General features: G+C 39.1%; 19 protein-coding genes. 15 read left to right on the forward strand and 4 right to left on the reverse strand.

Features of this window, described 5'->3' with window-relative positions; translation table 11 throughout:
- From A5875_RS15360 to A5875_RS23745, 3 genes are all read left to right on the forward strand, one after another.
- A partial coding sequence (locus A5875_RS15360; protein ID WP_088934390.1) for a DUF3324 domain-containing protein occupies nucleotides 1-841 on the forward strand: 841 nt, incomplete at its 5' end.
- Between the two features lie 112 nt (nucleotides 842-953).
- The gene (locus tag A5875_RS15365) at nucleotides 954-1670 is read left to right on the forward strand and encodes a helix-turn-helix domain-containing protein (RefSeq protein WP_088934391.1); all 717 of its coding nucleotides are present in this window, start codon (nucleotides 954-956) and stop codon (nucleotides 1668-1670) included.
- A 229-nt stretch (nucleotides 1671-1899) separates the two neighbouring features.
- A complete protein-coding gene (locus tag A5875_RS23745) occupies nucleotides 1900-2073 on the forward strand; it encodes a hypothetical protein (protein ID WP_176244696.1) in 174 nt (57 codons plus the stop codon).
- A 259-nt stretch (nucleotides 2074-2332) separates the two neighbouring features.
- On the opposite strand, the gene A5875_RS15370 is transcribed toward A5875_RS23745, so the two are convergent.
- The gene (locus tag A5875_RS15370; RefSeq protein ID WP_206919522.1) at nucleotides 2333-2677 is read right to left on the reverse strand and encodes a winged helix-turn-helix transcriptional regulator; all 345 of its coding nucleotides are present in this window, start codon (nucleotides 2675-2677) and stop codon (nucleotides 2333-2335) included.
- A 101-nt stretch (nucleotides 2678-2778) separates the two neighbouring features.
- Here A5875_RS15370 and A5875_RS15375 point away from each other — a divergent pair, with 101 nt between their 5' ends.
- Nucleotides 2779-3672, forward strand: coding sequence for an aldo/keto reductase (locus A5875_RS15375; RefSeq protein WP_088934392.1), 894 nt, complete (start codon nucleotides 2779-2781; stop codon nucleotides 3670-3672).
- Between the two features lie 245 nt (nucleotides 3673-3917).
- Here the strand turns inward: A5875_RS15375 and A5875_RS15380 are convergent, their stop codons facing one another.
- A complete protein-coding gene (locus tag A5875_RS15380; protein ID WP_176244697.1) occupies nucleotides 3918-4679 on the reverse strand; it encodes a DeoR/GlpR family DNA-binding transcription regulator in 762 nt (253 codons plus the stop codon).
- 176 nt (nucleotides 4680-4855) lie between these two features.
- On the opposite strand from A5875_RS15380, the gene A5875_RS15385 reads away from it, so the two are divergent.
- The 10 genes from A5875_RS15385 (at nucleotide 4856) to A5875_RS15425 (ending at nucleotide 13511) form a co-directional block, all read left to right on the forward strand.
- Nucleotides 4856-5647, forward strand: a complete 792-nt coding sequence (locus A5875_RS15385) for an SDR family oxidoreductase (RefSeq protein ID WP_088934706.1) — start codon at nucleotides 4856-4858, stop codon at nucleotides 5645-5647.
- A 10-nt stretch (nucleotides 5648-5657) separates the two neighbouring features.
- Nucleotides 5658-6878 carry a zinc-binding dehydrogenase gene (locus tag A5875_RS15390; protein ID WP_088934394.1) on the forward strand — a complete coding sequence of 407 codons (1221 nt, stop codon included), beginning with the start codon at nucleotides 5658-5660 and terminating at the stop codon, nucleotides 6876-6878.
- Between the two features lie 21 nt (nucleotides 6879-6899).
- A complete protein-coding gene (locus tag A5875_RS15395) occupies nucleotides 6900-7781 on the forward strand; it encodes a class II fructose-bisphosphate aldolase (protein WP_088934395.1) in 882 nt (293 codons plus the stop codon).
- Between the two features lie 77 nt (nucleotides 7782-7858).
- A complete protein-coding gene (locus A5875_RS15400; RefSeq protein ID WP_088934396.1) occupies nucleotides 7859-9280 on the forward strand; it encodes a PTS fructose transporter subunit IIC in 1422 nt (473 codons plus the stop codon).
- A gap of 1 nt (nucleotide 9281) precedes the next feature.
- Complete coding sequence (locus A5875_RS15405; RefSeq protein WP_088934397.1) at nucleotides 9282-9728, forward strand: PTS sugar transporter subunit IIA; 447 nt, start codon at nucleotides 9282-9284, stop codon at nucleotides 9726-9728.
- Nucleotides 9729-10117: 389 nt separating this feature from the next.
- Nucleotides 10118-11053, forward strand: a complete 936-nt coding sequence (locus tag A5875_RS15410; protein WP_088934398.1) for a N(5)-(carboxyethyl)ornithine synthase — start codon at nucleotides 10118-10120, stop codon at nucleotides 11051-11053.
- Nucleotides 11054-11118: 65 nt separating this feature from the next.
- Nucleotides 11119-11364 carry a toxin-antitoxin system, toxin component gene (locus A5875_RS15415; RefSeq protein ID WP_088934399.1) on the forward strand — a complete coding sequence of 82 codons (246 nt, stop codon included), beginning with the start codon at nucleotides 11119-11121 and terminating at the stop codon, nucleotides 11362-11364.
- 161 nt (nucleotides 11365-11525) lie between these two features.
- Nucleotides 11526-11675, forward strand: coding sequence for a hypothetical protein (locus A5875_RS23750; RefSeq protein WP_010743699.1), 150 nt, complete (start codon nucleotides 11526-11528; stop codon nucleotides 11673-11675).
- Between the two features lie 274 nt (nucleotides 11676-11949).
- Entirely contained in the window at nucleotides 11950-13026 is a 1077-nt protein-coding gene (locus A5875_RS15420; protein ID WP_088934400.1) for an alkene reductase, read from the forward strand.
- A gap of 23 nt (nucleotides 13027-13049) precedes the next feature.
- Nucleotides 13050-13511, forward strand: a complete 462-nt coding sequence (locus A5875_RS15425) for a MarR family winged helix-turn-helix transcriptional regulator (protein ID WP_088934401.1) — start codon at nucleotides 13050-13052, stop codon at nucleotides 13509-13511.
- A 118-nt stretch (nucleotides 13512-13629) separates the two neighbouring features.
- On the opposite strand, the gene A5875_RS15430 is transcribed toward A5875_RS15425, so the two are convergent.
- A complete protein-coding gene (locus A5875_RS15430) occupies nucleotides 13630-14079 on the reverse strand; it encodes a DUF2188 domain-containing protein (protein WP_088934402.1) in 450 nt (149 codons plus the stop codon).
- 116 nt (nucleotides 14080-14195) lie between these two features.
- On the reverse strand, nucleotides 14196-14363 hold the full coding sequence (locus A5875_RS23755; RefSeq protein WP_088934403.1) for a hypothetical protein: 168 nt from the start codon (nucleotides 14361-14363) through the stop codon (nucleotides 14196-14198).
- 180 nt (nucleotides 14364-14543) lie between these two features.
- On the opposite strand from A5875_RS23755, the gene A5875_RS15440 reads away from it, so the two are divergent.
- Nucleotides 14544-15674: glycerate kinase family protein (locus A5875_RS15440; protein WP_088934404.1), on the forward strand; the 1131-nt coding region annotated here is incomplete at its 3' end.

Here is a 15674-nt window from a genome sequence, read left to right on the forward strand (position 1 = left end):
GATAAATTCAGCTATGACCAATTCTAACGGAGTCGTTGAATATTCCAATCATAATAATAAGAAACGTGTGTATGATAAGAGTTTAAAAAATAATATAGAAGATATTGTTCAGTTGGCAGGAAATGAGGTGGTACTAGCACCGCAGGAAGAAAAAGAATTGAAGCTGACAATTACCATGCCCTCAGAAGAATTTAATGGTGTAATTGCCGGGGGAATATATCTAGCCCAAAAAGATAATTCGACTGAAGGAACTGAAGAAACGACAAAAAAAGAAACATCAACTAGTTTAAAAAATCTTTATGGCTATCAGATTGGTTTACTGCTGCGAAATAATGAAAAGTTAATTACTCCAGAAGTTATTTTTGAAGGAGCGCAGGCGGACCAATTAAACGTACGAAATGCAGTGTCTTTGAAAGTACGTAATACTGCCCCTACATATATAAATAAAGTTCATTTTCAGGCTGAATTAAAGAAAAAAGGTTCGGATGAGGTAATTGCTAAAACAGATCAAAAGGAAATGCAATTTGCCCCCAATACTATTTTTGATTTGTTTGTATCTATGCAAGGGAAGAGGTATGAAGCAGGTGATTATGTTCTGACGGGCTCGATCACTTCTGGAGATAATAAATGGCCAATCAATGAAGCGTTCACTGTAACTCGTGAAAAAGCCAATAAATTTAACGAAGCCGATCCAGATGTTGAACCTGAGGATTATACCATGATCATTATTCTTGGGGCGCTAGTTGCGGTGTTCGCCTTAGCTGCCATCTATTTAATACGCAAAAACAACAAGCAAAAAGCATTATTGAAGCAATTGAACGACGAAAAAAATGAAAATTAAATCATTAATAGTAATTTACTCAGTTGATAGATACTCAGGAATAACTAGGTATGAATAAGAACCATTGCATTACTTTCCAAATTGCTAAAAACACAAAAGATGGAGGGACATTATGACCAGAATATTAATACTAACGAAAAACGTATTGCATGAGGTAAGTTTTGAAAAGCAGTTAAGGCATTTAGGTAATGAAGTTTTTACATCCTTAACCATATTTGAAAACATTATGTATGATCAACTGCCACGTGACTTTCTGTCGATGTTCCATCAAGTAATTATAAGTGAAACTATTGATAATAAGGAAGCAATCAAACTTATCAATAAATTGAAGCAACCTTCAATTATTCTCTTGAGAAAAACAGACGAATGCTTGGAAGAAAACCGCTGTCTCGAATGGAAAGAGCTCGGACTCACTGATTGGGTTGAGTGTCATCCAACGTTGGAAACGTTAAGAGATCAATTGATTTGTGATCAAGTGGAATTAGCGAATAGTACCTTGTTACATTGCCCTACGAAAAAGAGCATAGATATTCTGAGCCTTCCGTTAAGTGTAGGAGAGTCCAGATTATTGACGATTCTGTATCAGCATCAGAAAGTGTTCACGTCTCGGGAAGATCTTTGCGTAGAAATGTGGAGCAAGCCTAAAACAAACTCCACCATGTCTCAACTCTCAACTTTAGTCAAAAAATTGAAACGAAAGCTGGAAGAGTTTGGTGTAGAAGGAGAAATCATTGAGACCTCTTGGGGGCAAGGCTATCGGTTAGCGGAGCAAACCTATTCACAGTTATATATAGGGGACACATACGAATCGTTCGTTCATGAAGGATAGTCTCCACCGGTATGTGGTGCTTTTTCTTAACTTGAAAGAGAGAAAAATTAATTATTCGAAGAACAAGCTAAAACTGCTCATGACTATTGAGCAGTTTTTTCCTTAAAATGATACTCGTTTGAGAATATTTTTTTCGGTAAGCTGCACAAATTACTTTTACTATAAGATTTTAATCGTGAAAGTTTGTTGATATGATGGAGGGAAGACTTATAAGAGGAGAATGCATTAGATGAACGATCAGCAAAAAGAAGCGCTCGCACAAATGGAGACGCAATTTAGGACACTAGGAGCCACTCCTATTCAGGCATTATATAAATTGGACTATTCTGATAAATTAAGCAAAGAAGAGTTTGAGATGGTTACGAAAGTATTCGTCAGAAATTATTTATTCTCGGAGAAATAATATCTTCTATCCAATGACGCACAATCTAATGTTCTCATCCGAAGTCCTTTTCTGACACGCAAGATCTTTACAGCGAAAAAACGAATTTTACTTCGTTACCCACTAGCAGGAATTTCCTTTCTTTTATTTTCACAGAAATTCCGTATTATTTAAAAAAGAAGATTCATCGATTCAATAATTTAACAGCATGATGAATTAATATTTCTAAAGACTAAAAAGGACGCGATTTGAACCTCTTTGTTCAATCGAATCCTTTTTTCTATAGTCCTATATTTTTTTGATAAGATTTGCCCCAATTTTCCATGGAACGCATGACTGGAATAAAACTTTCGCCTAGATCACTTAAACAATACTCAACCTTTGGCGGAACTGTGTTGTACACTGTTCGTTTGACCAGCTGATCTTGCTGCAGTTCCTTCAGATGCTGGGTCAGCATTTTTTGCGTCAATTTTGGGTCATCAAAAGCGGCTTTTAATTGATTAAAGCGCAGAACCTTATGTTCAGCTAAAAACCAGATGATCGATAATTTCCATTTGCCAGCCATAATTCTCTGAGCCGTGACTAATGGACAGGTATCTTCCCAATCTTCTTGTTTGATGGTCAACACCTCTTTCTTTAGTTACTTTTTTGTAAGTATACCACTTTAAAGTACCTTCTTGTACCTCGTAAAAGCGGCTCTTATACTTAAGAAAAGGAGTGAATGAAGTGGATAAAATAGAAATAGGAAATGATTTAAAGGTGAGTAAGATTGGTTTAGGAACGATTAATTTTGGAACAAAACTGGATGCGAATGCTGCGCATTTATTGTTATCAAAATATGTGGAGTTGGGAGGAAACTTTTTAGATACGGCTAATAACTATGCCGTTTGGAACGGCGGCGATGGCGGAGAAAGTGAGCGAACTATCGGAGAATGGCTAAAACAAACCAAGCGAAGAGAAGAGATGGTTATTGCTACAAAGCTGGGTGCTTTAGCGACCTCCAAAGAAAAGGGATTTTCTAAAGTAGAGGGACTTAAAAGAGATGTTTTGTTGCGTTCAGTTGAACGATCTTTAAAAAATCTTCAGACTGACAGAATCGATCTACTATACCTGCATATTGATGACTTTTCAGTCTCACAAAAAGAGGTAATGGGTACTTTAGCTGATTTAGTCCGTCAGGGAGTAGTTAAGGAGATAGGCTGCAGCAATTTTTTCGCTTGGCGTGTTGAGCGTGCGCGCCTGATTTGCCAAGAAAAAGGCTGGCCTTTTTTCAGCGCGATTCAGCAACGTTACAGCTTTTTGTCTCCTTCTGCAACAGCGGATTTGTTTCCTCAAGTAGCATTAAACAGAGATATGGCAAGTTATCTGCAAAATTATCCTCAGTTAAAATTAGTTGCTTACTCTCCATTGTTAAAGGGCCAATACAACGCAGATCAAATCTTAGATCCAGCATATGATTCTTTAGAAAATCGCGAACGGCTAAGTTTTGTGAGAAAACAGAGTAAACCAAATTCTTGGGTTTTAAAGCATATCACGGATCAATTTGGTGGAAGTGCAGCGTTAGTAACAACTTCTTCTATTAAACATTTAAAGGAAATTATGGAAGATGCAGATTTTTAAAAATAGCCTATGATTTTTTTGATATGCAAGCATCTAGTATCACCCTGAAGCTCAATCTTCTTATAGGAGATTGGGTTATTTTTTATGCTCCAAAAGAGAATTAAGCAAAGCTTCCAACCGATCGTGTTCCAACGGTCACCACATAACCATCCATCAGACGTCAACAAAAAGTTCAAACCAAGATGTAACTCGTCAAGGTCGAATGTGAAGAGCGGCCTAAGTCCCATTTAGATGTAACCGAAGACTTAATACATTACACGTATCCCTAGTTTTTCTATGCTTTCTTGTAATTGAGCAGGTAATGCTTGATCAGTAACAATAATATCGATGTGATTCAAGGGCACGCTAATGTTGAAATGCGTAACATCAAATTTACTATGATCGATCAAAGCGACTAGACAATGAGTATTTTTAGCAAAACTTCTTTTTATTTCTGCTTCATAAGGATTGGTGTCAGAGATGCCCTTCTCGCTTAACCCTCTTCCGGAAATAAAAGTAATATCGCTATAGTGCAGGCTAATGTTATTGACTGCCTCTGTTCCATAAGTATTCATATAGGAAGGGTTCACCTCTCCGCCAGTCAAATGAACTTTCTTTTTATCGAATTGTAAGATTGTTTGAGCGGTCGTCACCGAATTTGTTAAACAAATCAAATCTTCAAAGCGCTCCAATTTTTCTGCCAGCTTCATCACGGTTGTACTTGAATCTAGAAATATGGTCTGCCCATCCTTAACTAAGGTAGTTGCTATTTTACTAATGTGCTCCTTTTCCTTTAATTGGATTCGGTTTGTGTAGTGTAATGAAAGATCTAAAGGAGAAACAACAGGCTCGATGATGCTTGCTCCGCCGCTGACTCGATTAATTTGACCCTGCTTTTCTAAAATACTCAAATCTCTTCGAATTGTAGCGCTGCTGACAAATAATTCTTTCGCTAGTTTTTCAGTAGTGATAAACTTCCGTTCTTTTAACAAATCAAGAATTGTTTCATGGCGTTCAATTGGTATCATAAAAAGACTCCTTTTCATAATTGTTCATTTTTGATCGTAAAAGCACGCTTATGTGATTGTTGATAATAAATACCGCAAGATATTGTTCAAAAATGATTGATCGCTATAATTATAACTGTAAACGTTAACAAATACTACATAGGCCTATGTAAAAATTTTGGAGGGATTTGAATATCTTGGAAGAGTGGTTAAACCTTAAAGAAAAAAAAGCGATCGTGACCGGCGGCTCCTCTGGAATTGGTGCAGCAATCGTTAAGGAACTGTGCGAGTTAGGTGCAAAGGTAACGAATGCTGATTTGAATGAAGGAGAATTTCAACACGAGAATCTCTTATTTGTTAAAACGGATGTTTCTTCGCGAGACTCTGTCGAAAATGTTGTGACTCAGACATTGGAAAAATTTGAAAGAGTGGATTGTCTAATCAATAATGCAGGGATCAATATGCCGGCTCTGTTAGTTGATCCTAAGGGCAGACATGAAATTAATGATAATTTATTCGAAAAAATGATCAGTGTTAATTTACAAGGGATCTACTTGATGAGCCAGCAAGTAAGTAAACATTTCGTCAACCAAGGAGCTGGTGTGATCATCAATATGTCTTCAGAAAGCGGCTTGGAAGGTTCAGAAGGCCAAAGTATTTATGCTTCCACCAAGGCGGCTGTTAACAGTTTGACTCGTTCTTGGTCTAAAGAGCTGGGAAAGCATGGTATCCGCGTAGTTGGTTTAGCACCAGGAATTATGGAAGAAACAGGTCTGCGCACATTAGCGTATGAAGAATCGCTAGCATATACCAGAAGCTTGACTGTTGATGAGCTGCGAGAAGGTTATAGCAAAACCAGTACGATTCCGTTAGGTAGAAGCGGTAAGTTAACAGAAGTCGCGGATGCAGTCGCTTATTTAATATCCAATCGAGCTTCTTATATTAGCGGCGTAACGATTAATATTGCCGGCGGAAAAACGAGAGGCTAGGAGAATGATAATGAAAACAAAAGCAGTACGTTTATATGGAAAAGAAGATTTGCGTTTGGAAGAATTTGATTTGCCTAAAATTAAACGAGATGAAATTCTAATGAAAATCGTGACAGATAGTATCTGTATGTCTACTTGGAAACTGGCAAAGCAAGGAGAAGATCATAAGAAATCACCGGATGACTTGAAAAGTGAACCGATCATCATCGGACATGAATTTTGTGGTGAGCTGGTACAGATTGGTGATAAATGGAGTGATCAATTCAAAAAAGGACAAAAATATGTTTGCCAAGCGAATTTACAATTGCCTGATGATCCTTCTTGTCCAGGATATTCCTACAAATATTGCGGCGGAGATGCGACATACATTGTCATTCCTAATGATGTTATGAAACAGGATTGCCTGCTTGAGTTTAATGGTGATACGTATTTCGAAGGCTCGCTGGTTGAACCCTTATCATGTGTCGTGGGTGCTTTTAAAGCCAATTACCATTTAAAGCCGGGAAGTTATGATCACCAGATGGGAATCAAAGAAAATGGCAATTTCTTATTATTAGGCGGAACTGGGCCGATGGGCTTATTGACCATTGATTATGCCTTACACGGGAAGGTGAAACCACGAAATTTGGTGGTTACCGATTTGAATTCTGATAAATTGTCTCGAGCTGAAAAACTTTATCCAAGTACTGAAGAAACAACGGCTTCTTTTGTTAATGTTGCAGACCAATCGTTGGAAAAGCAAAAGGAAGCCCTGCTAAAAATCGCGCCGAATGGTTTTGATGATATTTTTGTCATGGTACCGACGGAAGGAATCGTAGCGATGGCTTCAGATTTATTAGCGGAAGACGGCTGTTTGAATTTCTTTGCTGGACCGCAAGATCGTGCATTCCGATCATCGATTAATTTCTATAATGTTCACTATTATTACACTCATTACGTCGGAACATCAGGTGGTACGACAGAAGATATGCGTGATGCGATTGCTTTAATTGAAAATAAAACAGTGGATGTTGCTAAGATCGTGACCCATATTTTAGGTTTAGATGCTGTTGCAGAGACGACCTTGACGCAGCCTGAAATTGGCGGCGGGAAAAAATTAGTGTACGTAGAAAAAGAAATGGCTCGGCAGGCTATTGAAGAGATAGCATCTACAACCAAGCTAGGTGCGATACTCAAGAATAATAATGGTATTTGGTCTAAAGAAGCTGAGAATTATCTGTTAGAAGAATAAAAAAGAATAGAGGAAAAAGTAATGTTGGCAAAAATGAATGATTTATTGAAAGAAGCACAAGTAAAAAAAAATGGGATTGGCGCCTATAACGCTCCCAATCTTGAAGCAGTTCGTGCAGTGATTGCTGCTGCTGAAGAATTGAATCAGCCAGTAATCTTGGCACACGCTCAAGTTCATGATCCGGTTATCCCATTAGCGGAGATTGGCCCGATAATGGTTCAGTATGCTAAAAATGCAAAGGTTCCGGTAGCTGTTCATTTAGATCATGGAACTTCCTTCGATTTGTGTGTCCAGGCTTTGGAATTAGGTTTTACTTCAGTGATGTTTGATGCATCGGACAAAAGCTTCGAGGAAAATGTAGCAGGAACTCGCGAAATGGTCAAAATTGCCCATGCTTTAGGTGCGAGTGTTGAAGCAGAATTAGGTCATGTCTTTACTTCTGAGGTTGGCGGCGAAGCCGACGCTGAAGATCGTGTCGTATACAATGTGGAGGAGCACGGCGGAGAGGACATGTATACAGATCCGGAAGCAGCGAAGAAATTTGTCGAACAAACCAATGTTGATTGTTTAGCGATTGCCTTTGGTACAGCTCACGGCATTTATTTAACTAAACCTGAACTAAACTTAGCTAGAGTTTCTGAAATCGCAGATGTAGTAGATATTCCACTAGTGATGCATGGCGGCTCAGGTGTTTCAAAAGAAGATATGCAAACAGCAATCAAAAATGGAATCTGTAAAATTAACTACTTTGCCTATATGAACAAGGCAGGCGGAGAAAAAGTTCAAGAGTATGTCACGAGTTTAGGCTCAGAAATTCCCTTCTTCGATGAGATCAGCAAAAAAGGGATCGATGGGATGAAGTCAAATGTAGTAGAATCAATGAAAGTATTCAGTATGCAATAAATAAAACATGCAGGTCTCAAATAACTGAATCAGTATTGTTTGAGACCTGCTTATAAAATGAAAGAGAGGCGAAAAAAATGGTAAAACTTATCGCAGCAACGGGGTGTCCTGTTGGGATTGCCCATACCTACATGGCGCAAGAAGCATTGGAAATGGCGGCTAAAGCTAAAAATATCACTATCAAAGTAGAAACGCATGGTCAAATTGGAGTCGAAAACGGATTAACGGATGAAGAAATAGCTGGCGCAGATGCCGTGATCATTGCCGCAGACAAAGATGTGGGAATGGATCGATTTATTGGCAAAAGAGTTGTTGAAGCATCCGTAACTCAGGGAATTAAAGAAGCTGATAAATTGATCGAAGAAGCATTAAACGGCGGGGGACACGTCATAGGCGGCGAAGAAACTGCAGCTTCTAATGTGAAGAAAAATACAAACGCTAAAACTAATTCTTCAGGTAAATTATCTTTAGGCAGTGCAATGTATAAACACTTAATGAACGGAATATCTCATATGCTGCCCTTTGTTGTGGCAGGAGGATTTCTGACGGGGATGTCTTTCTTATGGGGGATTTATAGTGCCGATCCGGCCAGTGCACAATATAATGAAATCGCTGCCATGATCAAAACAATTGGCGGGGTCGGAATGGGATTGATGGTTCCAATTTTCGCTGCATATATCGGGATGAGTATCAGCAGCACGCCGGGATTAGTTGCAGGATTCATAGGCGGTATGATCGCAGATACTAGCGGAACAGGGTTTATAGGCGGTATTTTTGCTGGTTTTCTTGGCGGCTACGTAGTTTACTTCTTAAGTCTAGCATTTAAGAAGCTTCCTAAAATTTTAGACGGTTTAAAAGCAATTTTCTTGTTACCGGTTTGCGCCGTTTTCATAACTGGTGTCATTATGCTCTTATTAGCAGAACCAATTGAATGGTTAAATAGTTCATTGACTGGATTTATTGCCAGCTTCCAAGATTCTAGTCCCATTGTTTTAGGAACCTTAGTAGGTGTGATGTGCTGTATTGATTATGGCGGTCCATTTAATAAAGCAGCTTACGTGACTGCCTTAGCATTACTTGCTGAAGGAAATCAATACATGATTGCCGGTGTTTCAGCTGCCTGCATCGTGCCGCCGTTAGCAACCGGGATCGCTGTATTAGGTTTCAAAAAATATTATGATGAAGAAGAATTCAGTTCAGGTATTGTAAATATTTTACTAGGTTGTACTCATATCACAGAAGGGGCGATTCCATTTGTAGCCAAAGATCCTCTGCGAAATATGCCATCTATGATGTTAGGGGGAGCCATCGGTGCTTCTTTGACTTATATGTTTGGTGTCCAAGATCCAGCACCGCATGGCGGTTTCATTGTGATTCCTGTAGTAGAAAAGGCACATCTTTGGGTACTATCTATCATTATTGGCGCAATTGTCAGCGGTTTGCTGTTAGGCTATTTCAAGAAACGCTCATACAATAAATTAACGGCTGCGGAGGGATAACATGGAACTTATTTCTAAAGAATTGATCGATTTGAACCAAAGCTGCAGCTCCAAACAAGAAGTATTTGAACAGGCAGCTGCCATTGCTTTTCAACATGGCAGAATAACGGATCAAGAGAAAGTTGTGGAGGGATTATTTCAACGAGAAGCCCAGACGAGTACAGGCATGATTGATGGTTTTGCTATTCCTCATACTCAAAATGAAGCCGTTAAGGTTCCCTCAATCATCATTTTACGAAATGCTGCTGATATTGAATGGGAAACGATGGATGACAGCAACGTCCGATTTGTTTTAGCGATTTTAATTCCTAAACAGGCAGAAAACAATCTTCACTTAAAGATTTTATCAGCAATTTCTCGGAAATTAATGGATGAGAGATACCGCAAGTTTCTTTTGGCGGCGGAATCAAGAACAGAAGTTGTTGATTTATTAGAAGGCATCAGTTAATTCGAAGTACAAGATGTAAAGAAACAAGAATCTAATTTCAAAGAGAGGCCTAATCATCTTAATTGATGATTAGGTTTTTTGTGTGACTAGGAGGACCAAGCATCAGTACCTAAGAACAACACTGCAGCAACGATGATCAAAGAAAACATAATTGATCGATCGAAAGTCTCTCAAGCAGTTTTTTCACTTCACGCATAGTCAGAAATGGTCCAAAAAATTTTCGCCATAATGTACAGGCCGCAGACTGACTTTAGAAATTGCGATATCATGCTCTAAAACATTAACTTGGGAACTGTGTTAGACTGAGGAAACATGAGGGCGTTAGCTTGAAACACTTTTTTAAAGAAAGAATCTATACAAAATTTAAAAATTGAAATGGAGATGGAATTATGAAATTAGGTTTTATAAAGTCAAATTTTCCAAATGAGCGTCGGATTCCTTTGTTACCTGAACACATTAAACAATTCGCCAATTCAATTTATATTGAGAGCGGTTTCGGAGATTTTTTAGCGATTCCTGATGAGGATTATCTAAAAGCAGGCTGCACTATCTTATCCCGTTCTGAAATTTTTGCCTCATGTGATAGTATATTTTCGCTAAAAATCATCCAACCGTCTGATTATGATATGATTCGTCAAAATCAAGTGATTATTGGCTGGACCCATCCGCTGGGATCTGGTAAAGAGTTCATGGAAACGCAAGCGCTTCCTAAAAATCTTTATGTTCTCGATATCGATAATCAAGAACCGACGATGTATCATCAAGGGAAAGCTTACCCAACAAAGTTGATTCCTAAAAATTTTGTCTATCAAAATAGTTTTTACGCCGGGTATGCTGGAGTATTACATGCATTGTTGAGTTTCGGTCTGCTGCCAGATAGTGATCTCGAAATTGCTATTTTAGGTTCAGGGAATACCGCCCAAGGAGCGTTTCATGCCATTTCTAAAATCACTTCATCTGTCCAACTATTTTATCGAAAGACACTTCCTCAGTTTAAGCAGCAGCTAGATAAATATTCCATTATCATTAATGGAATCGAAGTGGGAGATGCGGGAACACCGATCATGACGATTGAAGAACAGGCGCAGCTGAAAAAGGGCACTTTTATTATTGATATTGCCGCTGATGCTGGGAATGCTATTGAGGGAAATGAATTAACGACCGTTACTGATTCAGTCTATGAAAAGAATGGTATTTATTACTATACGATACCGAATACACCTACGTTTGCTTATCGGAATATTAGCAAAATATTAAGTGAACAGTTTAGCCAATACATCTTTAAAGAAGATATTTCCAACTTCATTGATGAGATTGCAGATTAAGAGTAAGATTGTTTTCTCAGCTAGTTAATTCAACGTGTGTTACACTCAATACAAGAGGTGAGTTTATGCTAAGAACACAAATTGATGTCGTTTCTCTAATGAAGGCTGTCTCGATACGAGTGGCCGATTCTTTCGACACCGCGTCTGTTGTCGCAGAGTTCGAGTCGCCCAAAGAATTACTAGACTATTCAGAAAGCAATTTTGATTCAATTTCAGATGAATTTTTGAACAACTTTCGAAAAGATTTTCAGGATGCGTATGTTACCGAACTAATTAAACAATTAGAAGAACAAAGCGTGTCCTTCGATTAGACTCTATCCCAGAGTCTTTTTGCTTTATTATAATAGAAGAAACTTGACTTGCAATCGTCTTTATTAGGTTAAGTCTTTCATTTGTGGTATACTCATTTATGGAATTTCGTTATGAACGTTTTAGTTGCCTTTCGTCACTAATTGAGAAAGGAGAATGCTATATGACATTCACTAACAACAAGTTGGAGTACCGCGTAACTTTAGATACTAACTTAAATCTATTTATTGTTTTCGACAAACAAGACGAAAATAAATTTGCGACAGGTACAACAATTGAAAATGCAGTACAAGAATTAGCAAAAATCGCATAAGGAGTGTAATCCTCTAATGGACAATTACTGTTCGTACTGAAAGCAGCTACTGTTGAACACGGTAGGTGCTTATTTTTTTGCCTTTTTATAATTGTTAACGATGCTAGACCGATCTTCTTTATCAACAATGGGTCTATTTTTATGACTGGAAAAGCTCCGCTCCTTTTCACTGCATTCTCAAAATGCTCACAATCAAATAAGTTGACGACAACCTATTATTCGATTATGCTCGTATTAAGTTGTCGACAACATAAAAGAAGGGAAGTTTTTTAATATGGAATTTAATACGTTATGGAAACCAATTACAGTAGGAGATATGCATTTGCCCCATCGTTTAGTTATGGCTCCCATGACTCGCAACCGTGCAAATGATGATGGAACTGTAGACGATCATTCAGCACTTTATTATTCTCAACGTGCTTCTATGGGATTATTGATCAGTGAAGGAACACAACCATCGTTAGAAGGTCAGGGCTATTTAAAGAGTCCGGGAATTTATACACAAGACCACATCGAAGCATGGAGACAAGTCACAGAAGCGGTCCACGAGAAGGGCGGTAAATTTTTCATTCAACTTATGCATGCTGGACGGATGAATCATCCAGAAAATACAAGTGATCATCATCAAGGCGTTGCACCGTCTGCTATCGCACCAGAGAATGGCCATATATTTACTGCTGAAGGGATGAAACCAGTGCCTGCACCACGTGAACTGACGGTTGAAGAAATCGAAAGTACAATTGAGGACTTTCGAAAGGCGGCAAAAGCTGCCATCGAAGCTGGTGCGGATGGTGTTGAAATTCATGGGGCGAACGGCTATCTGATCCATGAATTTTTAGGTGAAAATTCAAATATGCGTACGGATCAATTTGGTGGAACAGTTGAGAATAAGGCGCGGTTTGCTATCGAAGTTGCAAAAGCGATTGTCGATGAGATAGGAGCTGAAAAAGTCGGCTTTCGCATCTCGCCTTATACTGATTTTAGTACAATTGATGAAGGTCAAGACGGGGTGGAGGTATATGATTACCTAACTAAGGAATTAAATAAACTTCATTTAGCCTATCTGCATGTGTTGTATACAGGGCGGGAAGATATATTGACAAATATACGCAATAATTGGGATAATGTGTTAATTGTTAATCGCATGGGGCGTCCGTTAGAAAAGCTGGATTATGACATTAAAAATGGGCAGGCCGATATGGCATCTATCGGTGCATGGGCACTGGCCAATCCAGATTTTATTTCACGAGTGAAACAAGGAGCCGAGTTAAATGAACCAGACGGTAAAACGTTCTTTGGCGGAGGAGATGAGGGCTACATCGATTATCCAACGCTTGACGAACAAAAATAATTGAACTTTAGGGAGTAGGTTTTATGAGATATCAAGATGAACAATGTAATATCGTTTCTTTGTTAAGTAATATTAGTCCTTTGGGGGCTGATATCATAGAACTTGCGACAGCTCATAAAGCAGTGGTATCTGAAAAAATCCGCTCTTTAAATTTATATCCCGGCCAAGAAATGGCACTTTTAGCATTACTTGAAATGCAGCCGTGCTCTCAAAAAAGCTTAGGACAATACCTTTGTATCGACCATTCGACAGTGACTACCTCTATTTCTCGCATGGAAAAAGTCGGTTTGGTCATTCGAAATAAATCAGAAGAAGATCGGCGCCTAACTATCATAGAATTAACTCCAAAAGGCGTTGAGGTGGCAGAAAAGGTAAAGGAGATTATGTCAGATATCGAAAGCCAAATGACTGTCAATTTATCAAATGAAGACATCTCTACCTTCAATAGAATTTCAAAACAAATTATTAATGATTTGCAAGATTGATAGAGTGAACGCCGGTTAGTGCGCGTTGTTCAAAAAAAGGGATCAAAATCGTCATGACGATTTTGGTCCCTTTTTTGTCTATTTGTATCTCGTCGTTCACAAAACTTTATAAACGAAATTAAGAATAATCAAAAGTGTCCTGCAACGTTCCATCTTGTTTGTAAACTTTAACAGAGGAATTTTTATTTTTGGCGATTTCTTTGGCGCGTTCAACTGCTTGTTCCTTTTTGTCGAAGGTGTCACTGGCTTGGCTGGCATTTTCAGAAATAACGAGCCATTTGTCCTCATGATATTTGACTTGAACATCCGCATTCATTAACTTCTTCGCGTTTTTATCGTGCTCATGGCTATCATTTTTTTGAGGTGCTTTTGCTTTTTGAAAATCCTTTTTTTCTTCTGCAGAAGCATCGTCGTACCATTTCTCTGCTTGGCTAGTAGCAATCGGGATCGCTCGATCATCGAGATAACCATCATCTAATAGTGCATTGGCGATATCGATCGCTTTTTTTCGAATCAAAGGATCTAAGTTCTTCATTGAGGCTGGGTAATCTTTCATGTTCCAAGGCATAAGTGTGTCCTCCTTTAAAATATTTATAATTTCACCTTACTACGGATAGTCATCATTTAAAATTGATATGCTTAAGTTAAAAACTGCGCACCATTAGGATGCGCAGTTTTTTCTAATCAATCTTTTCTGATTTTAGAGACATGTTTGCTGCGGCCGCCGATTTTTTCGGCGAACTGCTCGGATTCTTGTTTACTTTGGAATATCCAAAGTTTCTCAGGGTCTTTTTCACGGGTGCGACGACCTTCTTTACCAATGTAACCATGGAGGACTTTGACAACATACATAAGATCACCTGCTTTTTTTAGTTTAGCTTCCAGTATACGGGGTAAAAAAACGAAAGCAATTTATCTGCCCGAGAGTTAAGAAAAACTTCAACGCTGACTCTTCGTACCGCTTGCTTAGCATCCCTTTTTTGAGCGATACTATAGTGGAAAGAGTATGGTTATTAGGAGGTGGAAAGTTCAATGAAGAAAACTTTTGTATTGGCGCCAGATTCCTTTAAAGAGAGTATGAGTGCGAAAAGAGCCTGTGAAGCAATGGAACGCGGCATCCGCAAAGTTTTGCCTGATGCAAAAGTGGTTCAGGTGCCGATGGCGGATGGTGGAGAAGGGACAGTTGATGCGTTAGTCGATGGCAGCGGCGGTACAAGCGTCGAAGTGACAGTGTCAGGGCCGATACCGACTGAAAAAGTTCGGACTTATTTCGGTTTGCTGGCAGATAGACAGACTGCTGTGATTGAAATGGCAAAAGCTAACGGGATCGAATTACTAGCCGAGGAAAAACGTAATCCGCTGATCACTTCGACCTACGGAACCGGTCAAATGATCAAGGCAGCTTTGGATCAAGGCGTGAAAAAAATTATCATCGGTATCGGCGGAAGTGTCACAAATGATGGTGGTGCCGGTATGGCACAAGCATTAGGTGTTCGCTTATTAGATAAGAATAGTAATGATCTTGCGGCTGGCGGCGGTGCTTTGTCAAGATTAGCAAAAATCGATATGACAACGATTGATGCGCGACTTGCGGATACCGAGGTCGTGATTGCCAGCGATGTGACGAATCCGTTGACTGGGCCGAACGGTGCATCCGTCATTTTTGGACCGCAAAAAGGGGCAACACCTGAAATGGTTGAAAAACTGGATAAAAATCTCGCCCATTATGCCGAGATCATCAAAAAAGATTTAGCTATAGATATCGCAAAACAAGCTGGAGCTGGTGCGGCCGGTGGTTTAGGAGCAGGGCTGTTAGTTTTTGCTGGTGCTAGTATGCATTCTGGTGTCGATCTAGTGATCGAGTTGACACATTTAGAAGAAGAAATTGCTCATGCCGATTATGTATTCACTGGTGAAGGTGGTATGGATTTTCAAACGAAATTCGGAAAAACTCCTTATGGTGTCGCGAAGCTGGCAAAAAAATACAACAAACCGGTTTTTGCATGTGCTGGATATATTGGCGAACAAGTAGAGGTGTTATACGACGAGGGAATGACGGCGATTTTTGGTATTTTAGATAAGGCAGGATCGTTGGATGCAGCCTTGAAGTCAGGCGAAGCCAATTTAGAACGCACGGTGGAAAATATTGTACGTGTATTGTGT

The organism is Enterococcus sp. 3H8_DIV0648, from assembly GCF_002140655.1.
Taxonomy (GTDB): domain Bacteria; phylum Bacillota; class Bacilli; order Lactobacillales; family Enterococcaceae; genus Enterococcus_A; species Enterococcus_A hulanensis.

Coding starts and splice junctions, on each gene's coding strand:
- A5875_RS15365 (WP_088934391.1), top strand. CDS start 954: ATGACCAGAATATTAATACTAACGAAAAACGTATTGCATGAGGTAAGT.
- A5875_RS23745 (WP_176244696.1), top strand. CDS start 1,900: ATGAACGATCAGCAAAAAGAAGCGCTCGCACAAATGGAGACGCAATTT.
- A5875_RS15380 (WP_176244697.1), bottom strand. CDS start 4,679: ATGATACCAATTGAACGCCATGAAACAATTCTTGATTTGTTAAAAGAA.
- A5875_RS15390 (WP_088934394.1), top strand. CDS start 5,658: ATGAAAACAAAAGCAGTACGTTTATATGGAAAAGAAGATTTGCGTTTG.
- A5875_RS15395 (WP_088934395.1), top strand. CDS start 6,900: ATGTTGGCAAAAATGAATGATTTATTGAAAGAAGCACAAGTAAAAAAA.
- A5875_RS15400 (WP_088934396.1), top strand. CDS start 7,859: ATGGTAAAACTTATCGCAGCAACGGGGTGTCCTGTTGGGATTGCCCAT.
- A5875_RS15405 (WP_088934397.1), top strand. CDS start 9,282: ATGGAACTTATTTCTAAAGAATTGATCGATTTGAACCAAAGCTGCAGC.
- A5875_RS15410 (WP_088934398.1), top strand. CDS start 10,118: ATGAAATTAGGTTTTATAAAGTCAAATTTTCCAAATGAGCGTCGGATT.
- A5875_RS15415 (WP_088934399.1), top strand. CDS start 11,119: ATGCTAAGAACACAAATTGATGTCGTTTCTCTAATGAAGGCTGTCTCG.
- A5875_RS23750 (WP_010743699.1), top strand. CDS start 11,526: ATGACATTCACTAACAACAAGTTGGAGTACCGCGTAACTTTAGATACT.
- A5875_RS15420 (WP_088934400.1), top strand. CDS start 11,950: ATGGAATTTAATACGTTATGGAAACCAATTACAGTAGGAGATATGCAT.
- A5875_RS15425 (WP_088934401.1), top strand. CDS start 13,050: ATGAGATATCAAGATGAACAATGTAATATCGTTTCTTTGTTAAGTAAT.
- A5875_RS15430 (WP_088934402.1), bottom strand. CDS start 14,079: ATGCCTTGGAACATGAAAGATTACCCAGCCTCAATGAAGAACTTAGAT.
- A5875_RS23755 (WP_088934403.1), bottom strand. CDS start 14,363: ATGTATGTTGTCAAAGTCCTCCATGGTTACATTGGTAAAGAAGGTCGT.